This is a genomic window from Mesorhizobium sp. M0563 (assembly GCF_040321065.1).
In the GTDB taxonomy this organism is placed as follows: Bacteria; Pseudomonadota; Alphaproteobacteria; order Rhizobiales; family Rhizobiaceae; genus Mesorhizobium.
Genome location: NZ_JAMYQV010000003.1, coordinates 208404 through 224177 on the forward strand (window position 1 = coordinate 208404; position 15774 = coordinate 224177).

At 62.8% G+C, this 15774-nt stretch carries 13 protein-coding genes; 1 reads left to right on the top strand and 12 read right to left on the bottom strand.

Translation table 11 applies throughout. The features are described 5' to 3' along the window. Positions 1–57 precede the first annotated feature (57 nt). From NKI50_RS06300 to NKI50_RS06350, 11 genes are all read right to left on the bottom strand, one after another. Complete coding sequence (locus NKI50_RS06300; protein ID WP_023716712.1) at positions 58–1575, bottom strand: zinc-binding dehydrogenase; 1518 nt, start codon at positions 1573–1575, stop codon at positions 58–60. Between the two features lie 10 nt (positions 1576–1585). Next, complete coding sequence (locus tag NKI50_RS06305; RefSeq protein WP_023716711.1) at positions 1586–2023, bottom strand: SRPBCC family protein; 438 nt, start codon at positions 2021–2023, stop codon at positions 1586–1588. An 81-nt stretch (positions 2024–2104) separates the two neighbouring features. Then, positions 2105–4291 carry a flotillin family protein gene (locus tag NKI50_RS06310; protein ID WP_031193323.1) on the bottom strand — a complete coding sequence of 729 codons (2187 nt, stop codon included), beginning with the start codon at positions 4289–4291 and terminating at the stop codon, positions 2105–2107. 79 nt (positions 4292–4370) lie between these two features. Next, positions 4371–6626: an ABC transporter permease gene (locus NKI50_RS06315; RefSeq protein ID WP_352715816.1), complete on the bottom strand. Its 2256-nt coding sequence runs from the start codon at positions 6624–6626 to the stop codon at positions 4371–4373. Then, the gene (locus NKI50_RS06320; protein ID WP_023716708.1) at positions 6619–7404 is read right to left on the bottom strand and encodes an ABC transporter ATP-binding protein; all 786 of its coding nucleotides are present in this window, start codon (positions 7402–7404) and stop codon (positions 6619–6621) included. The genes NKI50_RS06315 and NKI50_RS06320 overlap by 8 nt, the downstream gene beginning before the upstream one ends. Positions 7405–7431: 27 nt before the next feature. Then, on the bottom strand, positions 7432–8679 hold the full coding sequence (locus NKI50_RS06325) for an ABC transporter substrate-binding protein (protein ID WP_023716707.1): 1248 nt from the start codon (positions 8677–8679) through the stop codon (positions 7432–7434). 46 nt (positions 8680–8725) lie between these two features. Further along, a complete protein-coding gene (locus tag NKI50_RS06330; protein ID WP_023716706.1) occupies positions 8726–9751 on the bottom strand; it encodes a branched-chain amino acid ABC transporter permease in 1026 nt (341 codons plus the stop codon). Then, the gene (locus tag NKI50_RS06335; protein ID WP_023716705.1) at positions 9748–10749 is read right to left on the bottom strand and encodes a branched-chain amino acid ABC transporter permease; all 1002 of its coding nucleotides are present in this window, start codon (positions 10747–10749) and stop codon (positions 9748–9750) included. The genes NKI50_RS06330 and NKI50_RS06335 overlap by 4 nt, the downstream gene beginning before the upstream one ends. Positions 10750–10823: 74 nt before the next feature. Then, on the bottom strand, positions 10824–12164 hold the full coding sequence (locus tag NKI50_RS06340) for a metal-dependent hydrolase family protein (protein WP_023716704.1): 1341 nt from the start codon (positions 12162–12164) through the stop codon (positions 10824–10826). Positions 12165–12218: 54 nt separating this feature from the next. Continuing rightward, positions 12219–12998, bottom strand: coding sequence for an alpha/beta fold hydrolase (locus NKI50_RS06345; RefSeq protein WP_352715820.1), 780 nt, complete (start codon positions 12996–12998; stop codon positions 12219–12221). Then, positions 12995–13873 (bottom strand): fumarylacetoacetate hydrolase family protein, encoded by an 879-nt coding sequence (locus NKI50_RS06350; RefSeq protein ID WP_023716702.1) that lies wholly within the window; start codon positions 13871–13873, stop codon positions 12995–12997. The genes NKI50_RS06345 and NKI50_RS06350 overlap by 4 nt, the downstream gene beginning before the upstream one ends. Before the next feature lie 21 nt (positions 13874–13894). Between NKI50_RS06350 and NKI50_RS06355 the strand changes: the two genes are divergently transcribed. Continuing rightward, positions 13895–14740, top strand: a complete 846-nt coding sequence (locus tag NKI50_RS06355; protein ID WP_245278491.1) for a FadR/GntR family transcriptional regulator — start codon at positions 13895–13897, stop codon at positions 14738–14740. Between the two features lie 43 nt (positions 14741–14783). On the opposite strand, the gene NKI50_RS06360 is transcribed toward NKI50_RS06355, so the two are convergent. After that, positions 14784–15632, bottom strand: a complete 849-nt coding sequence (locus NKI50_RS06360) for a MurR/RpiR family transcriptional regulator (protein WP_023716700.1) — start codon at positions 15630–15632, stop codon at positions 14784–14786. Positions 15633–15774 lie beyond the last annotated feature (142 nt).

Below are 15774 nucleotides of genomic sequence, written 5' to 3' on the forward strand. Positions count from 1 at the left end.
GAACGCCTTCGCAACAACAGATGACATTGTCAACATCTGTTTTCGACCGAGTGTCGGCTACGGCACCAGCACCAATGCGCCTGTTGTCCGCCTGGCCTCAAGGTCGCGGTGAGCCTCGCCGGCGTCGGATAGGTTATAGCGCTTGGGCGCTTCGATCCTGACGACGCCCTGTCGCAGCGCGGCAAAGAAACGCTCGACGTGCGGGGCTAGTTTTTCCGGCGTGTCGGTGTAATGCGCATAGTTGGGACGCGATACGGTGATCGACTTCGATGCAAAGCGGCCGATGTCCCAATTGCCGATCGGCCCTGACGCCTGACCGAAACTGACGAGGTGACCGCGAATGCGGAGCGCCGCCAGCGAGCCGCCGAACGTATCCTGGCCGACCGCATCGTAGACCACATCGGCGCCGACGCCTCCCGTCAGCCGCATGACGGCCTCAGTGAAATTCTCACGCGAGTAGACGATGACATGATGGGCACCGAGGCGTTCGACGATGCGCGCCTTGTCGTCGCTCGACACCGTTGCAATGACCGTTGCGCCGAGATGGCGTGCCCATTGCACCAGAAGCTGGCCGATGCCGCCGGCGCCGGCATGGACGAGAACGACGGAGCCCGGCTGCACCGCATGGATATCATGCAGCAAAAAACTCGCACTGATGCCCTTGAGCAGCCCCGCGGCCGCAATCTCGTCGGGAATATCGTCGGACAGGCGAACCAGCAGATCGGGCACCATGTTGCGCCGCTCGGTATAAGCGCCGACCGGCGGGCAGGCATAGGCGATGCGGTCGCCGACCGAGAAACCGGCAATCTCCGAACCGACCGCTTCGACGACGCCGGCCGCCTCCATGCCAGGCACGCCCGGTGGTTGCAAAAGGTCGAAATAGCCGGTGCGGCAATAGACATCGATGAAGTTGACGCCGATCACAGTATGGCGGATCCGCACCTCGTTCGGCGCCGGCGGCGGCAAGCCGATCTCCTTGAGTTGCAGCACCTCCGGACCGCCATAGCGCTCGACCACAATAGCCCTGGTTGTTGCTGACTGGCCGAACGATGTTGTTGCGGAAGAGACCGGCGAAGGGATCAGCGGCGGGGCTGACGGAGGTGCCGGCGTCGGCGCTCTTGCCTTGGCAGTCAGAACCCTTCCTCGCAAAAGGCTACGGATCGCCGCGAAGCCGGCCTGATAAATGCCTTCGGAGACGAGCTTGACCAGTTCGTCGCGGCGGTGCGTAGGTGGATGGAATTCGGAACGCCATTCCCAGAAGGTCGCGTTGCCGTCGGTCACCGGCTTCAGCTGGATCGATGCGACATAACCCATCAGCGGCAGCGGCGCTTCGAGCAGGCAATAGGCGAGCCGAAAGTCCTTGTCGGACAGCGCCAGCAGCTGTTCGCGCAACTCGCCGCCATCGGCCAGGCGGAAACGACGAACCGAACCGACCGCGTCGACCGGGTCGCCACCTTCGATTTCGCTGAACGAGATCGCCGGGTGCCAGCGTTCATGGCCGTTGAAATCGCGCAGAATCGACCAGACATCATCGATCGGCGCATCGATGATGGTGCTCTGGCGGACTTGAACCATCGCGGGAATGTCAGCGCCCGAAGCGCTGCTTGAGTGCGCTCAACGCCGCCTGGAAGACGCCGGTGCCGATCTGATGCATAAGTGCTGCTTCGCGCTCAGGCGCACAGTCGAACTCCGCCTCCCATTCGGCCAGAGTGAGATTGCCGTCGGTGATCGGCGTCAGCGACAGCGTGGCGATATAATTCTCCACCGCCATCGGGCTTTCCAGGATAGCGTAACTGCACGACAGATCGTAGTCGGACAGTGCCAGCAATTTTTCGCGAATCCGCCCGCCATCCCTGAGCACAAAGTTGCGGATGCAGCCGATCTGGTCGGCCGGTGCGTTCTGTTCGACGCGGCTCTCCGCAACGAATGGCGCCCAGGCGGGAAGGCCGTTGAAGTTGCGCACGAGCTTCCAGACTTCCGCAGCCGGCGCAGGGATGACCGAGGACACATAGACCTTGGTCATGCCCCACCGCCCGCATCGAACGAGCGGCCGGTGCCGAGGCATCGCCACTCATTCGCACAGCACACCGCCCACCGGACCTGGTCAGCGGTCGCGGTCGTCATCGTCGTCCTTGCTGACCTTGCCTTTGCCTTTCTTGTCGCGGGTCAGGCTCGATATGTCCTTGGCATCGCGCAGCACGTCGGTCATGCGGCCGAGCGAGCCGCCCTCGATGCCGATCTCCTTCATCAGATTATCGATCATCGGCGCCTGGACCCGGTAGCGCAGCGCCGAATCGATCACCTCGTCGGTGACGTTGCGGTTGCCGCCCTGCCCGCCATTGATGCCGTCGACGTGCAGGATCTTGATGCCGTCGATTTTCTCCATCGGCTTGACGCTTTCGCGGATGATGCCTTCCATGTGGTCGAGCAACTTGCCGCGCAGGCGACCGGCACGAGCCTCGTTGGAGAGCAGATTGTCGGCCTCGTTGAGCTGACGATGGCCGGCGGCATCAACCTCGTAGCGCTGGGCCGCCGCAAGGGCGTGGATCTTCTCCGCCTCGGCCGCGGCAACAGCGGCGATCTTCTGCGCTTCGGCCAGGCTCTTGGCCGCCTTCATCTCGGCATCTGCGGCCGCGGTTATGCGCAAGGCCTCGCGCTCGGCCTCGCGAGCCGCACCGATCAAGTCGGTCAGCTTGCGGCGCTCGGCGATCTCGCGCTCGCGCGCCGTGAAGGCCTGCTCCTCAGCCTGGATGGCCTTGGCGCGCACCGCCTCGGATGCCGCGATAGCGGAGGAACGCTCCTGCGTCTTTTTGGCGATGTCGATGGCCTTCTGGATTTCGGCTATCTCGATCTTCTGGTCGCGCTCGACGCCGAGCTGGCGGATGTCGCGGTCCTTGATCAGCCGCGCCTCCTCGATGCCGCGCTCGGTGGTGATGCGAGCGCGCTCGACCTCTTCGCCGGCCGATATTTCGGCTTCCTCGAAAGCCTGGCGCTTGGCGATCTGCAGCGCCTCGAGGTGACGCTCGCGTGCAATCCTGACCTCGTCGATGGCACGCTCCTGCCCGATCCGCGCTGTTTCGGTCGCCTGGTTCTCGACAATTTCGGCGCGGCGCTTTTCCGCCTCGGCCCTGGTAACCTCCAATGCCTTTTCCGCCAGCGCGATCTGGCGTTCGAGCTCGGCGATTTCGAGGGCTTTCCTGCGCTCGATCTCGAGCTCGCTCTGCGTGCCTTCGCGTTCGATCCTGGCCTTTTCCAGGGCGAGCTCTAGCGCGATCTGCTCGCGCTCGGTCAGTTCGCGCATTTTCATTTCCGTCTCATCGAGGGCGCGGCGGCGCGCAATCTCGCGGCGCTGCGTGTCTTCCTCGCTCTTGATGCGCTCCTCGGTAATGTTGCGCTCCTGGTTGAGGCGCGATTTCTCGACGGCCTCGCGCGCCGACAGTTGCGCCTGCTCGGCCTCCTGGTCGCGGATCGCCCGCTCCCTGGCGAGTTCGGAGCGCTGCGAGGCGCGACGTATCTCGACCTCGCGCTCCTGCTCGAGGCGGGCGTATTCGGTGTCGCGGTCGATCTCCAGCACCTTGCGCTGGGTGTCGAGGTTCTGGTTGCGGATGTCGACCAGCGTGCGCTGCTCGATCTCGTTGCGCATCCTGCGGCGCGTCTCGATCGATTCCGTCAGTTGGGTGAGGCCTTCGGCGTCGAAGGCATTGGACGGATCGAAATATTCGAGGCTGGTCTGGTCGAGGTCGACGATGGCGACGCTCTCCAGCTCCAGCCCGTTGGCGGCGAGCGATTCCGAGGCAAGCTGCCGGACCCTGGCCGCATAGTCGCCGCGCAGCTCGTGCATCTCTTCCAGCGTCATCTGGGCGGCAACGGTGCGCATGGCACCGGCGAATTTGCCCTCCAGCAATTCGCGCAGGCTGTCGGGCTGCAGCGTGCGGCGGCCGAGCGTCTGGGCGGCGGCTGCGACCAGCTCGCGGCCGGCGCCGACACGGACGAAGAACTCTGCGACCAGATCAACGCGCATGCGGTTCTTGGTGATCAGCGCAAAGGCATCCTCGCGGCGCACTTCGATGCGCAGGACGTTCATGTTGACCGGCGTGATCTCGTGCAGCACCGGAATGACGAAAGCGCCGCCGTTTACCACCACCTTCTCGCCCATGAAGCCGGTGCGCACGAACGCCGTCTCTTTGGTCGACCGGCGATAAAGCCATCGCAGTATGTAGACGGCGATCACCACCACGATCGCGGCAATGATCAGCCACAAAAGGAAAGCACCCAAGGTCTGCGCGGCCATCTTTTCTACCCTCCCAAATAGAATGCGGTCAGCCACAGGCTACCGGCACCGATTTTACAAATGCGCCTGCTCGAAGCCATTATGCTCGCCTCTGCAGTTTCGGTGTGATCGCGCGGAACGCATTGACCGCTGCATCGACGAAGAGCGCGTCATTGATGTTCGCACCCACACGCTCGAGATGGCGCTGCGGCGTCTGGCGAACGGTCTTCTCGATCGCCTCGAACAGGGCGCTGTCGGCTTCCGGATCATGAAATGGTTGGCCCGATGCATCGAGCATCGAGACACCGCCCTCCGGCAACAGGAACCGCACCGGGCCATTCATGGCATTGAGCCGCGCACCGATCCATTCGCCGAAGGCGCGGTTCTCGTCGCGGGTTGTCCGCATCAGCGTGACGTTCGGATTGTGGATGACGAATTTGCGGCTTCGAAATTTCTCCGGCACGCTGTCGCGCGGGCCGAAATTGACCATGTCCAGCGCGCCGGTTGAGCCGACATAGGGCAAGCCGGTGCGGATTGCGGCGCCAAAGCGATCTTCAGTCGCCGGGAACACACCGCCGACGATCATGTCGGCCACCTCCGTGGTAGTCAGATCAAGGAAAGCCGAGAGCAGCCGCGAATCGCCGAGGTTCTCCATTGCCCGTCCGCCGATGCCGGTCGCGTGGAACACGAGACAGTCGTAGTCGGCTTCGAGCCGCCTGGTTACCGCCTGCACCGCCGGCGTCGTGACACCGAACATGGTGATGCCGACAGCCGGGCGCGCCAGCTTGCGCCTGGCTTCCCAGGCTTCGGCATTGGGCAGCTGCGCGACCATGCCCGCCATCGCATGCGCCGCATTTGACAGCACCTGTTCGGTGATCGAGTTCAGCCCCTGAACGTCGGCAACCGAATGGAACATCATGATGTCCGCGCCGCCGACATATTTGGCGACATCGCCGGCTGCCACGGTCGACACCATCAGTTTGGGGATACCGACGGGCAGCACGCGCATGCCTGCTGTTGCCAGCGTGGTGCCGCCGGAGCCGCCGGCCGAGATGACGCCGCCAATGCGCGGCTCGCGCTCGATCCAGCGCGCGAAGGCTTCCGCCATAGCGCTCACCGAGCCGCCGCGATCATTGGTGAAAACGGCCGCCGATCCCCGCATATGCATTCCGGCCACCTGCATGGCGGGAACGTCGGCGCTCGACGGTTTTCCGGAGGTGGAGAGGTCGACGGTGCGAACCGGAATGCCGAGGGACTTCAGCCGGTCGGCGACGAACCGCAACTCCTTGCCCTTGGTATCGAAAGTGCCCGCGACGAGCACTGTTCTTCCAATGCGTTCGGCGAAAGGAATTGCAAAGACCTTCTTCAAATCGTCCTGTGGCGCGGCCTTCTCGATAGCCGCTTGCCGCATGGCCGTGACCGGCACGTTCCAGCGGTTGGGCAGTTCGGTGACCGGAAGGTAGGTTCCATTCTGGGTCATCGGTTCGGAACCGGTAGCCGTCCGGTCGATGCGGTAGACTTCAGCCAACTGGTCCTTCGCCTGTGCCGCGGCTGCCGGCGTGACGGACGTCTCGTCGGCATGGCGTCCGACACCAAGCAGCCGTTGCTGCAATTCCCGGTCTGCCGCGAGCGCTGCCGCGTCCATCAGCCGATTGATGCGGCCGTTGACCATGATGGCGACCTGGTTGGAAACAGCGGTCGCCACGCCGATATTCTGCTCGATGACGAGGATCGCCATCTCACCTTCCTCGGCCAGGGTGACGAGCATCCGCTCAACCTGGTCGACAATGATCGGCGCAAGGCCTTCGGTCGGCTCGTCCATGACCAGCAGCTTCGGGTCGCTGAGCAGGGCACGCGAGATAGCAAGCATCTGCTGTTCGCCGCCGGAGAGCTGCGAGCCGCCATTGGTGCGGCGCTCGGCGAGGCGCGGAAATGTCTGGTAGATGCGTTCGACGGTCCAACTCGCATCGCGCCGATGGCCGGCAGCGAGACGGAGATGCTCATCAACGCTCAGGCTTGGCCAGACGCGCCGCCCTTGCGGCACATAACCGACGCCGAGGCGATGGATCTCGTGCGGTTCGAGCGCAGTGATCTCGCGGCCGTCGACGCGGATCGAGCCGGAGCGCGCGCGCTTCAGGCCGACGATGGTGTTGCAGAGCGTCGACTTGCCCATGCCGTTGCGGCCGACCACCGACAGCACGCCGCTTTCCAGCGCCAGCGAGACGCCCTGAAGGGCATGGCTTTCGCCGTAATAGACCTGCAGATCCTCTATTTTGAGGATCGCCTTGCCTATTTTGCCGGAAGAGGCTGGGCCAGAAGGGAGCGTTCGGCCGAGGGGAACGGGGCGCTCAGCCATGCTTGCCCCCGAGATAGATCTCCTGGACCTCCGGGTCGGCCTCGATCTCTTGCGGCGTGCCTTCCTTGAACAGACGGCCGTTGTGCATCATCGACACATATTCCGAAACGCGCAGCGCGACATCCAGATCGTGCTCGATGATAATATAGCCGATATGCTTGGGCAGCGCATTGAGGATCGCCACCAAGTCGCGGCGCTCGGTCGGCGACAGGCCGGCCGCCGGCTCGTCGAACAGGATGAAGCGTGGCGCGCCGGCCAGCGCCAGCGCGATCTCCAACTGCCGCTGCTGGCCATGGCTGAGTGTCGCCACCAGCAGGTCGCGATAGGCCTCGAGATGCACGGCATTGAGGATCGATTCCGCCTGCACCATGTTGACGTCGGTGGCCTTTGGGCGGAGCAGCGAGAACCGTCGGCGTGAGACGCCGCGGCAAGCGAGAAAGATCGAGTCGAGAACCGACAAGCCTTTGAACAGCTGCGAGATCTGGTAGGTCCGCCGCAAGCCCCGCCGGATGCGTTCATGCGGCGGCAAGTCGGTGATGTCCTCACCGAAGAAGCGGATGCGGCCAGCCGTCGGCAGGAAATCGCCGGTCACTGCATTGAACAGCGTGGTCTTGCCGGCGCCGTTAGAGCCGAGAACCGCGCGCCGCTCGCCAGCCGCGATCCTCATATCAATGCCGGAGAGCGCCACCAAAGCGCCGAAATGCCGCGCAACGCCATCGAGTTCCAGCGCAAAGGCGCCGGAGCCTTGGAGACGGTTCGCGGCAAGAGTTTCGGTCACGGGCGGATATACTCGCAAGCCACGCGGTTACGGGCAGCTCGGATTGTCGCGGCTGACAGCCCCAAGCTTGGTGAACTCGTCTTCGGGAATGCCCAGCGTCTGGTTGACCTGCGACACGACTTTGACGAGCTTGTTCAAAAGATTGCCGTCCGGCCCCTCGGTCACCTCGGTCAGGTAGATGTCGGCAATCGCGTTGCGGTTCTTGTCCAGTGACACCTTGCCGGTCGGCGTGTCGAAAGACAGTTTCGAGAGTGCGTCACGCAGTTTGGCGCCGCCATCGGCGACATCGCCGCCGACCTGTTCGAGACCGAGCAATGTCGCCTTCATGTTGACGTAATAGCCGTGGGCGAAGAGCGACGGCGAGGGAAAGGCACCTGGCTGCTTCTTGTAGGCTTCGACGAAAGTTTTCCAACTAGGCGCGTCGTTGGTGTCGGCGGTTGGTCCGGCGGAAGGCGTGCCGACCAGCACGTCGCGCAGCTTGCCCTTCGAGGTCAGCACCGTCTGGTCGACGGTGATCGAGCCACCAATCAAGGGGGCCGCGCCGCCGCCCTGCTGATACTGGGTCAGGAAGTTCACGGCGTCGGCGCCGCCAAGCGCGACGTAGATTGCATCGACGTCATCGGGAATGGCCGCGATAACCGACGAAAAATCCTTGTTGCCGATCGGCACCCAGGATTTGGACGGCACCTTGCCGCCTGCCTTGCAGAACTCGGCCATGAAGCCGAAGACCTGCGTATACGGGAAAGAATAGTCCTCGGCGACCGTAGCGACCCGCTTGTAGCCTTTGTCGTTGAAGGCATAAGTGCCGAGACCGGCCATCCACTGCGCGCCGTCGGTCGAGAAGCGGAAGAAGTTTTCCGCCGGATTGCGCAGCGTCGTGTCCTGCGCCGCCGAGGTGCCATTGATGAAGGTCACGGTCGGCTGGGTCTTGGCATAGTCCTTGACGGCGAGGCCCTCATCGCCCGAAAGCGGGCCGACCAAAACCTTGACACCATCCTGCTCGACCAGCTTGCGCGCAGCGCGCACGGCGCTATCAGGTGAAGCGTCGGACGAGCCTTTGACGATTTCGATCTTCTTGCCGGCAACCATGCCGCTGACCTCGTCGAGCGCCGTCTTCGCGCCGCGCTCGCCGTCTTCGCCGAGCACCGTGAACGGTCCCTCGAAAGTGGCGAGCAGGCCGATCTTGATCGTGTCGTCGGCGGCTAGCGCCAGAGACGGAGCTGTCAGCCCGGTGGCAAGCGCCAGCGCAAGCAGTGTGCGTCGATGTATTCTCATTTTTTCCTCCCTTTGATTGATTGATGCAGTTCATTCCGCTCCGGCGTCACGGACCGGAACGCAAGGACTCCTGAGCTAGCTGCGGTCTGATCCTCCCCCACAACCCAAGAATTCCATCCGGCGAGATGAAGACGATCACCAGGAACACCAGCCCGATCAGCGCGTTGAAACGCTCGGCTCCGACAAGGTCGATGGCAAAGGTCTGCATCAGGACAACGACGAGCGCGCCGAGAAAAGGCCCGATCGGGTGGCGCAAACCGCCGATGACGGCGATGATCAGCACGTCGATGGCTGCATCGACGCCGATCGTGCCGGGTGAAACGCGCCCATTGAACCAGACCAAAAGCACGCCTGCGACACCGGCAATGATTCCAGCCAGGAACCATGCGAAGACCTTGTGTGCGGTGACGTGATAGCCGAGCGCGCGCATGCGACGCGGATTGTCGCGGATTGCCTGCACGGTCATGCCGAAGGTCGAGCGGGCGCCGTAGAGTATCCCCGCGTAGGACAGCACCGCCGAACCCAGGCAGAGATAATAGAAGGCCTTCGGGTCGCGCCAGTTGACGCCCCAGAACACCGGCGCGCGAATGCCGGCATAGCCGGAATGGCCGTTGAAGATCGCGTAGTTTTGCTGGGCGAAATAGAAGGTCGCGGTGGCGATCGCCAACGTGATCATGATGGTGTAGATGCCTTCGGTGCGCACCGAGATCCAGCCGATCAGCGCCGATGCCACCGCAGCTGCCAGAATGGCGAAGGGTGCTGCGATCCACCACGGCCAGCCGAGGCCGAGCACGTTCGAATTGTTCTCGCCGAGGATGGCGATGGCATAGGCGGCGATGCCGGCGACAGTGATCTGGGCAAGGCTGACCATACCGCCATAGCCGGCCAGCATCATCAGCGACAGTGCGAGCATGCCGAAGATCAGCGAATAACCGCCGATCTGCGTCAGGAAGAAATCGGATGCCACCAGCGGGTAGAGAACCAATGCTACGGCAAGGATGATGTGACCGGCGCCGAGCTTCTCCAGCCAGTTCTGTCGAGGCGCGGCGCCTACGGCGACGGTCAGGCTCATCGCGCTTTCCCCATGATGCCTTGCGGCCGCACCGACAGCACTACCACCATGATGACGAAGGTGAGCACGATGCCGTAGGTCGGGAAATAGACGAGGCCGATCTGTTCGGCGAGGCCGATCAGCAGCGCGCCGATTGCAGCACCGGTAATCGAACCCATGCCGCCGACGATGACGACGACGAGCGAGGCCAGGAGATAGCGGACGTCCTCGCCGGGCGCAACCGACAATGCCGAGCCGCCGACGACGCCGGCAAAGCCGGCAAGCCCGGCGCCGACGGCAAAGACGATAGCAAAGACCGCGTGTACGTTGACGCCCGAGGCCGACAGCATGGCGCGGTCGTCGACGCCGGCGCGGACCATCATGCCGACGCGCGTCTTGTGCAGCATCAGCCAAAGGCCGATGCCGATAACGATCGCAGCCGCCAGCACGACGACGCGATAAAGCGGGTAGGTGAGAAACACCGAGACGCCGTTAGACCGCACGGCCGTGACCACCGGTAAGGTCAGTGCACCGTCGAGCCATTCCGGCACCGGGATCTGATAGGTGCCGCCGGCCCAGACCGCCAGCATCAGGTCGGCGGCGACGATCGAGATACCGATGCTGACCAGGGTCTGGCGAAGGTCGTCGCCTTCCAGTCGCCGGAAGACGAAGATCTGCATGACGACGCCGACAAGGGCCAGAACGATGAAGCCCGCGGCGACACCCAGCAGCCAGTAGCCGGTGCGGTTCGCCACCTCATAGCCGATATAGGCGCCAAGCAGATAGAGCGAGCCATGCGCCAGGTTGACGTTGCGCATCAGGCCGAAGATCAGGGTAAAGCCGCTGGCGACCAGGAAATAAAGGCCAGCCAGGGTGATGCCGTTGAGGATGGCGCTGACGAATGCCTTCTTGGAAATCAGGATGGCGTTCAGCCAGTCCGGCCAGACGGCAAAGACCAGCCATGCAATGACGGCAGCTGCGAGGAGCCAGAAAAGACCCCACGCCTGTCTGCGCGTCATGCCGCCGCCAGAAATCTCGAGCCCCGAAGTCTTAGGCCGCGAAATGTCGGGCGAAGATGGCCGGTCCAGAATGCTCATGCGGTCAGCCGGCGGCGCTGCTCATTCAAGCGCGGCGCCTTGTGGAACTTGCCGTCCTTCATGATGGCGAGGATGCGGTTCTTGTCCTGCAGGATGCGCACGTCCGATATCGGGTCGCCGTCGATCAACAGCAGATCGGCGAGATAACCTTCCTTGATCATGCCGAGCTCGTCGGCCATCCCCATGATCTGTCCGCCATATTTGGTCCCGGCCTGGATTGCCTCCATCGGCGAGAAGCCAAGCATCTCGACGAAGGTCTGGATGTCCTTGGCGTTGGTGCCTTGCGGCGTCCAGGCAAAACCGTAGTCGCCGCCGATGCAGACGCGGATGCCGCGTCGATGCATCTTTTTCATCGTCTCGATGCACATTTCGAGCTCGCGCTCATATTCGAGCGAGAGCGGCGAGCCGGGCTTGATGCCCCATTGCTCGGCATGGCGCGCGGTGTTGATCAGCCAGGCGATGCCGGGGGCCACGAAATGCTTGTCCTTGGCCGCCTCGAGCATGTCGAGCGCTTCCTCGTCGGCAAACGAAGCGTGGTAGATGTTCTGGATGCCGTGGCGGACACATTGCTTGACCGAGCCGGATGAGCGCGCATGCGCCGACAGCACCTTGTTGCGGCAGCGCGCCTCGGAGGCGGCCATGGCGACCTCTTCCTCCGACATCGGCGTTTCTTCGGCGCCCATGCCGGTGATGCTTTCGCCGGACAGATTGAGCTTGATGGAATCGACACCGTATTTGATCAGCTGGCGCACCGTGCGGCGGATTTCCTCGGGACCGGAGACAACGATGCCGAGATTGAGGCCTTCATGCGGAATGTGCGAAGGCGCGGAATCGCCGAGGCCGCCGACCGTCGTGATCTCGGGACCGGCGGCGAGGTAACGCGGCCCGGGAAAACGCCCCTGATTGATGAATTTCTTGCACACCACGTCGAGCCGCGGCTTGGCGGCTGCGGCGCCGCGGCCGGCAGTGAAGCCGGCGTCGAGTACCAGCTTGGCCATCTCCATGGTGACCAGCATGTGCTCTTCCACCTCCATCATCTGGATCGGGTCGATGCCGGGCGCGTTGTTCCAGGAGAGATGCAGATGCGCGTCGATCATGCCCGGCATCAGCGTCGCGCCCATGCCGTCGATCGTTGTGACACCGCCTGACAAGCCGCTGTAGGAGGACGACACAGCCGGCGAGCCGAAACGCGACGAGCCCTTGGTGATCTGCTTGATACGGTTGCCCTGAACCAGCACTTCGCCGGTGTAGGGGTATTCGCCGGTCGCATCGAGCACGCGCACATTGGTAAAGAGCGTGCTGCCCGAACCGTTTCCGTTCCAGCCGTCGTCTGCCATCAGAAAACCTCCCAAACTGTCGGGCGCACTGTTTTTACGCCCGAATTCCGATCCTCACCTATCAACGCGTCTCAAAAAATCGGCGAGCCTTTGGCTGCTTTCGCGGGGGCACTCCACCGTGGCCCAATGTCCGCACCGATCGAGGGACAAGAATATCGCTCCCTTTATCCTGTCGGCAAGCGCCTGGCCGACGCTCATCGGATTGATCGTATCGGCGTCGCCGGTAACCAAAAGGGTCGGCGCTGAAATCCGGCGCGTATCCACAGCCGTGGCCTTGGCCAGGGCTTCGCAGGTGCGGGCATAGGCTTCCGGGTCCTGCCTGGTGATGGATTCGCGCACGAAGGCGACGGCGGCCGGCGAGGTCTCCCTGGTATGGGCCGACAGTGCATTGGCAACGATCTGGTCGGCGATGTCGGCGATACCGCCCGATCGCGCCAATCGCGCCCGGTTGGCAAGGCCTTGCCGCGTCGCCTCAGCTGGCTCGGCGAGAGCACCGAACAAAACCAGCGACCTGACCAGCGACGGCTGCATCGCTGCGACCAACTGACAGACGATCGTGCCCATGGAGTGGCCGACGAAATGCGCCCGGGTGACGCCCATGCCCGCCATGGCGCGGATGACGGCGTCGCTCATGACCTCGATCGTCAATGGATCGAGCGGCCGCGGCGAGCGGCCGGATCCAGGCAGGTCGAGGCGGATGACACGGTAGGCCGAGAGCGCCTCCAGCTGCGACTGGAACATGTTCGAGGTTCCGCCGAGACCGTGGATCATCACCACCGGCTCGCCCTCGCCGGCGACTTCCGCGACAATCGGACCGACGGTGACAGTCGTCATTGCACCCGCTCCACGATCCGGTTCTCCAGCGTCCCGATGCCGTCGATCTCGACCCGCACAATGTCGCCGGCTTTGAGATATTTCGGCGGATCAAAGCCGATGCCGACACCGACCGGCGTGCCGGTGGCGATGATGTCGCCCGGCTTCAAGGTGATGCCTTGCGAAAGCGTCGATATGATCGTCGGAATATCGAAGATGAGCAGCGATATTTTGGAATTCTGGCGGAGGTCGTCATTGACGAAACAACGTACCGAAGCGTTTTCCAGGTCGAGCTCATCCTTGGTGATCGCCCATGGCCCCATCGGGCAAAACGTATCCTGCGACTTACCGATTAGCCATTGGCTATATTTTCCCTGCAGGTCGCGGGCAGTGACGTCGTTGACAATCGTATAACCCCAGACGTGATCGTAAGCCTCGGCTTTCGAAATGCCGCGTCCGCCCTTGCCGATAATGACCGCCAGTTCCGCCTCATAATCGATCGCAATCGATATGGAAGGGTCGATCAGCACGTTCGAATGTGTTGCAACGACCGATTCGGGGACCTTCGAGAAAATGATCGGATGTTGCGGAATGGCGCCGGCACCGGCGCTCGAATCGAAGCCGCTGCGGGCAAACTCGTGGGCGTGTTCATAATAATTCTTGCCGACGCAAAAGATGTTGCGGGCAGGCAAAGGTATCGGCGCCTCGAGCTCGACCTGCGCCAGCGGAACCGGCGACAGCGTGCGCGGCATCCCGGCGCCGTTGCGCCGCAACAGCGCCAGCACGCCAGACAGCGCCTGGTCAACAGGGATATCGAAGGGGGCGACCGACTGATTGTCGACATCGACAACGCCGACGCGACGTTCGCCTGCAATCGAAAACGTCGCGACCTTCATTCGTTCCTCCCTGAACCTTTTATGAGCCAATATAAGCTCTTTCGTTACACGCTATCGCCGATTGGTTTAGGCTGCAAGAGGGTTTTCGTCACTTGTCGCGGTAAATCGGGCCTTGACCTCATCAGGTACTGGACCGGCAGGGCGCCGGCTGATAGTATTGGTTCAACATTGGATCAGATTAAAAGCTCTCAACAAATGCCCAAGCTCGTCGCCAACGACATCGCCACTGTGCTGAAAAAACGGATTTCGGCCGGCGAGTGGCTTCAGGACGGGCGGATGCCGCCCGAGCGCGACCTTGCGGCCGAGTTTGGCGTGGCGCGCAATACGGTGCGTCGTGCCGTCGGCTTCCTGGAGGAGGACGGAACGGTTGTCCGGCATGTCGGGCGCGGCACTTTTCTGACTGCGACCAATCCCGATTCCATCGCGGCGACGGTCACGCGGATGGAAGGCACCAGCCCCGCCGACATGATGGAGATCAGGCAGTTGCTGGAGCCAGCGGCGGCGGCCTTCGCCGCCACAAATGCCAGCATGGCGGAACTAAACGCGGTTCGCGAAGCGCATCAGACCGCATGCGCTGCCGAGGACATGCCGGACTTCGAGCATTGGGACGCCGAGTTCCATCACTGCGTCTTCGCCTGCTGCCGCAATGACTTCCTGAAAGAGATTCACAATCTCATGCGCACGATCCGCAACCAATCGCCGTGGTTCGAAATGAAAAAGCGCTCATTCTCGGAGGAGCGCAGGCGCGTTTATTGCGACGAGCATCAGACAATATTGGACGCATTGCTGCGCCGCGACCCGGAAAGCGCCAACCAGGCGATGCTCGCCCATCTCAAGACAGTCGAGCGCAACCTTCTGGGCCGCTAATAGACGCGCGGCTCAAGGAGAGCGGGTGAGATGCGTCCAACGACTAAGCCTTCAGTACCGAGACGGCCAGTTCGCTGTTGTGGACGTATTCGTTGGCGTCAGGCTGCTTCTGCACGAGCAGGATGAACAGCAGGTCGGTGAGCGTCAGTTGTGCGTCGCGCGCGGTTATCGACGAAGAGCGCGCGCGCTCTTCATCGGCGATCGTGTGGAGGCGAATGTCGGCAACGCGGCTCAGCGGATTGTCGCGAAGTCCAGTGACGGCGATCACGGTGGTGCCACGTTTGCGAGCCAGTTCGGCTATCCGCAGGGTTTCGATGCTCGCCCCGGAATAGGAGAGCGCGAACAGCACGTCGCCTCGTCCAAGCGTCGAGACATTGGCCATTTGCACATGGCTGTCGCTGTCGTGCAGCACGTTGCGGCCGAGCTTCATCAGCTTGTAGGAGAAATCGCGCGCCACGAGCGAGGATGCGCCGACGCCGGCCAGATGAATGCGGCGCGCCCCGTTCAACGCTTCGAGGGCTTTGCCGATTTCCTGCTCGGTGTTGGCTGCGACGGTCTGTTGCATCGACAAGAGCTTGCTGCCGATCAGCTTGCGCAAGATGACCAGATAGCTGTCGCCGACCTCGATCGAACCGTGGATCATGCCGGCCGGCACGTGCCATTCCTGCGACTTGGCCTCGCTGACGGCGAGCTTGAGCTCCTGATAGCTGGCATAGCCGAGCTTCTGGCTGAACTTGACGACGCTCGACTGACTGCGGCCGATTTCGGCGGCGAGCGCCGCCGTCGACAGGCGCAGCATCTGGTCGGGATTGTCGACGATGTACCGCCCGATCTCGCGATCGCCGGGCGCCATGATCTCGAGCTTGGCCTCGATCTTCTTCAGGACGGACATGCGTTCCCCTGTTGCCAGTCATCGACAATGCCAAGCCAAGGAATAAATTATTCCGTTCCTGATTGACAGCCAAGAATGATCTATCAAATCTCGACCCGTGCGGTTTCGGCCTAGCCTTTCGCCCACACCAACGATCGGACAT

Bases quoted from the DNA above. Each gene is read 5' to 3' on its own strand.
- NKI50_RS06355 (WP_245278491.1), top strand. From the start codon at position 13,895: ATGAGCCAATATAAGCTCTTTCGTTACACGCTATCGCCGATTGGTTTA.
- NKI50_RS06335 (WP_023716705.1), bottom strand. From the start codon at position 10,749: ATGACGCGCAGACAGGCGTGGGGTCTTTTCTGGCTCCTCGCAGCTGCC.
- NKI50_RS06325 (WP_023716707.1), bottom strand. From the start codon at position 8,679: ATGAGAATACATCGACGCACACTGCTTGCGCTGGCGCTTGCCACCGGG.
- NKI50_RS06330 (WP_023716706.1), bottom strand. From the start codon at position 9,751: ATGAGCCTGACCGTCGCCGTAGGCGCCGCGCCTCGACAGAACTGGCTG.
- NKI50_RS06300 (WP_023716712.1), bottom strand. From the start codon at position 1,575: ATGGTTCAAGTCCGCCAGAGCACCATCATCGATGCGCCGATCGATGAT.
- NKI50_RS06350 (WP_023716702.1), bottom strand. From the start codon at position 13,873: ATGAAGGTCGCGACGTTTTCGATTGCAGGCGAACGTCGCGTCGGCGTT.
- NKI50_RS06305 (WP_023716711.1), bottom strand. From the start codon at position 2,023: ATGACCAAGGTCTATGTGTCCTCGGTCATCCCTGCGCCGGCTGCGGAA.
- NKI50_RS06315 (WP_352715816.1), bottom strand. From the start codon at position 6,626: ATGGCTGAGCGCCCCGTTCCCCTCGGCCGAACGCTCCCTTCTGGCCCA.
- NKI50_RS06360 (WP_023716700.1), bottom strand. From the start codon at position 15,632: ATGTCCGTCCTGAAGAAGATCGAGGCCAAGCTCGAGATCATGGCGCCC.
- NKI50_RS06345 (WP_352715820.1), bottom strand. From the start codon at position 12,998: ATGACGACTGTCACCGTCGGTCCGATTGTCGCGGAAGTCGCCGGCGAG.
- NKI50_RS06340 (WP_023716704.1), bottom strand. From the start codon at position 12,164: ATGGCAGACGACGGCTGGAACGGAAACGGTTCGGGCAGCACGCTCTTT.
- NKI50_RS06310 (WP_031193323.1), bottom strand. From the start codon at position 4,291: ATGGCCGCGCAGACCTTGGGTGCTTTCCTTTTGTGGCTGATCATTGCC.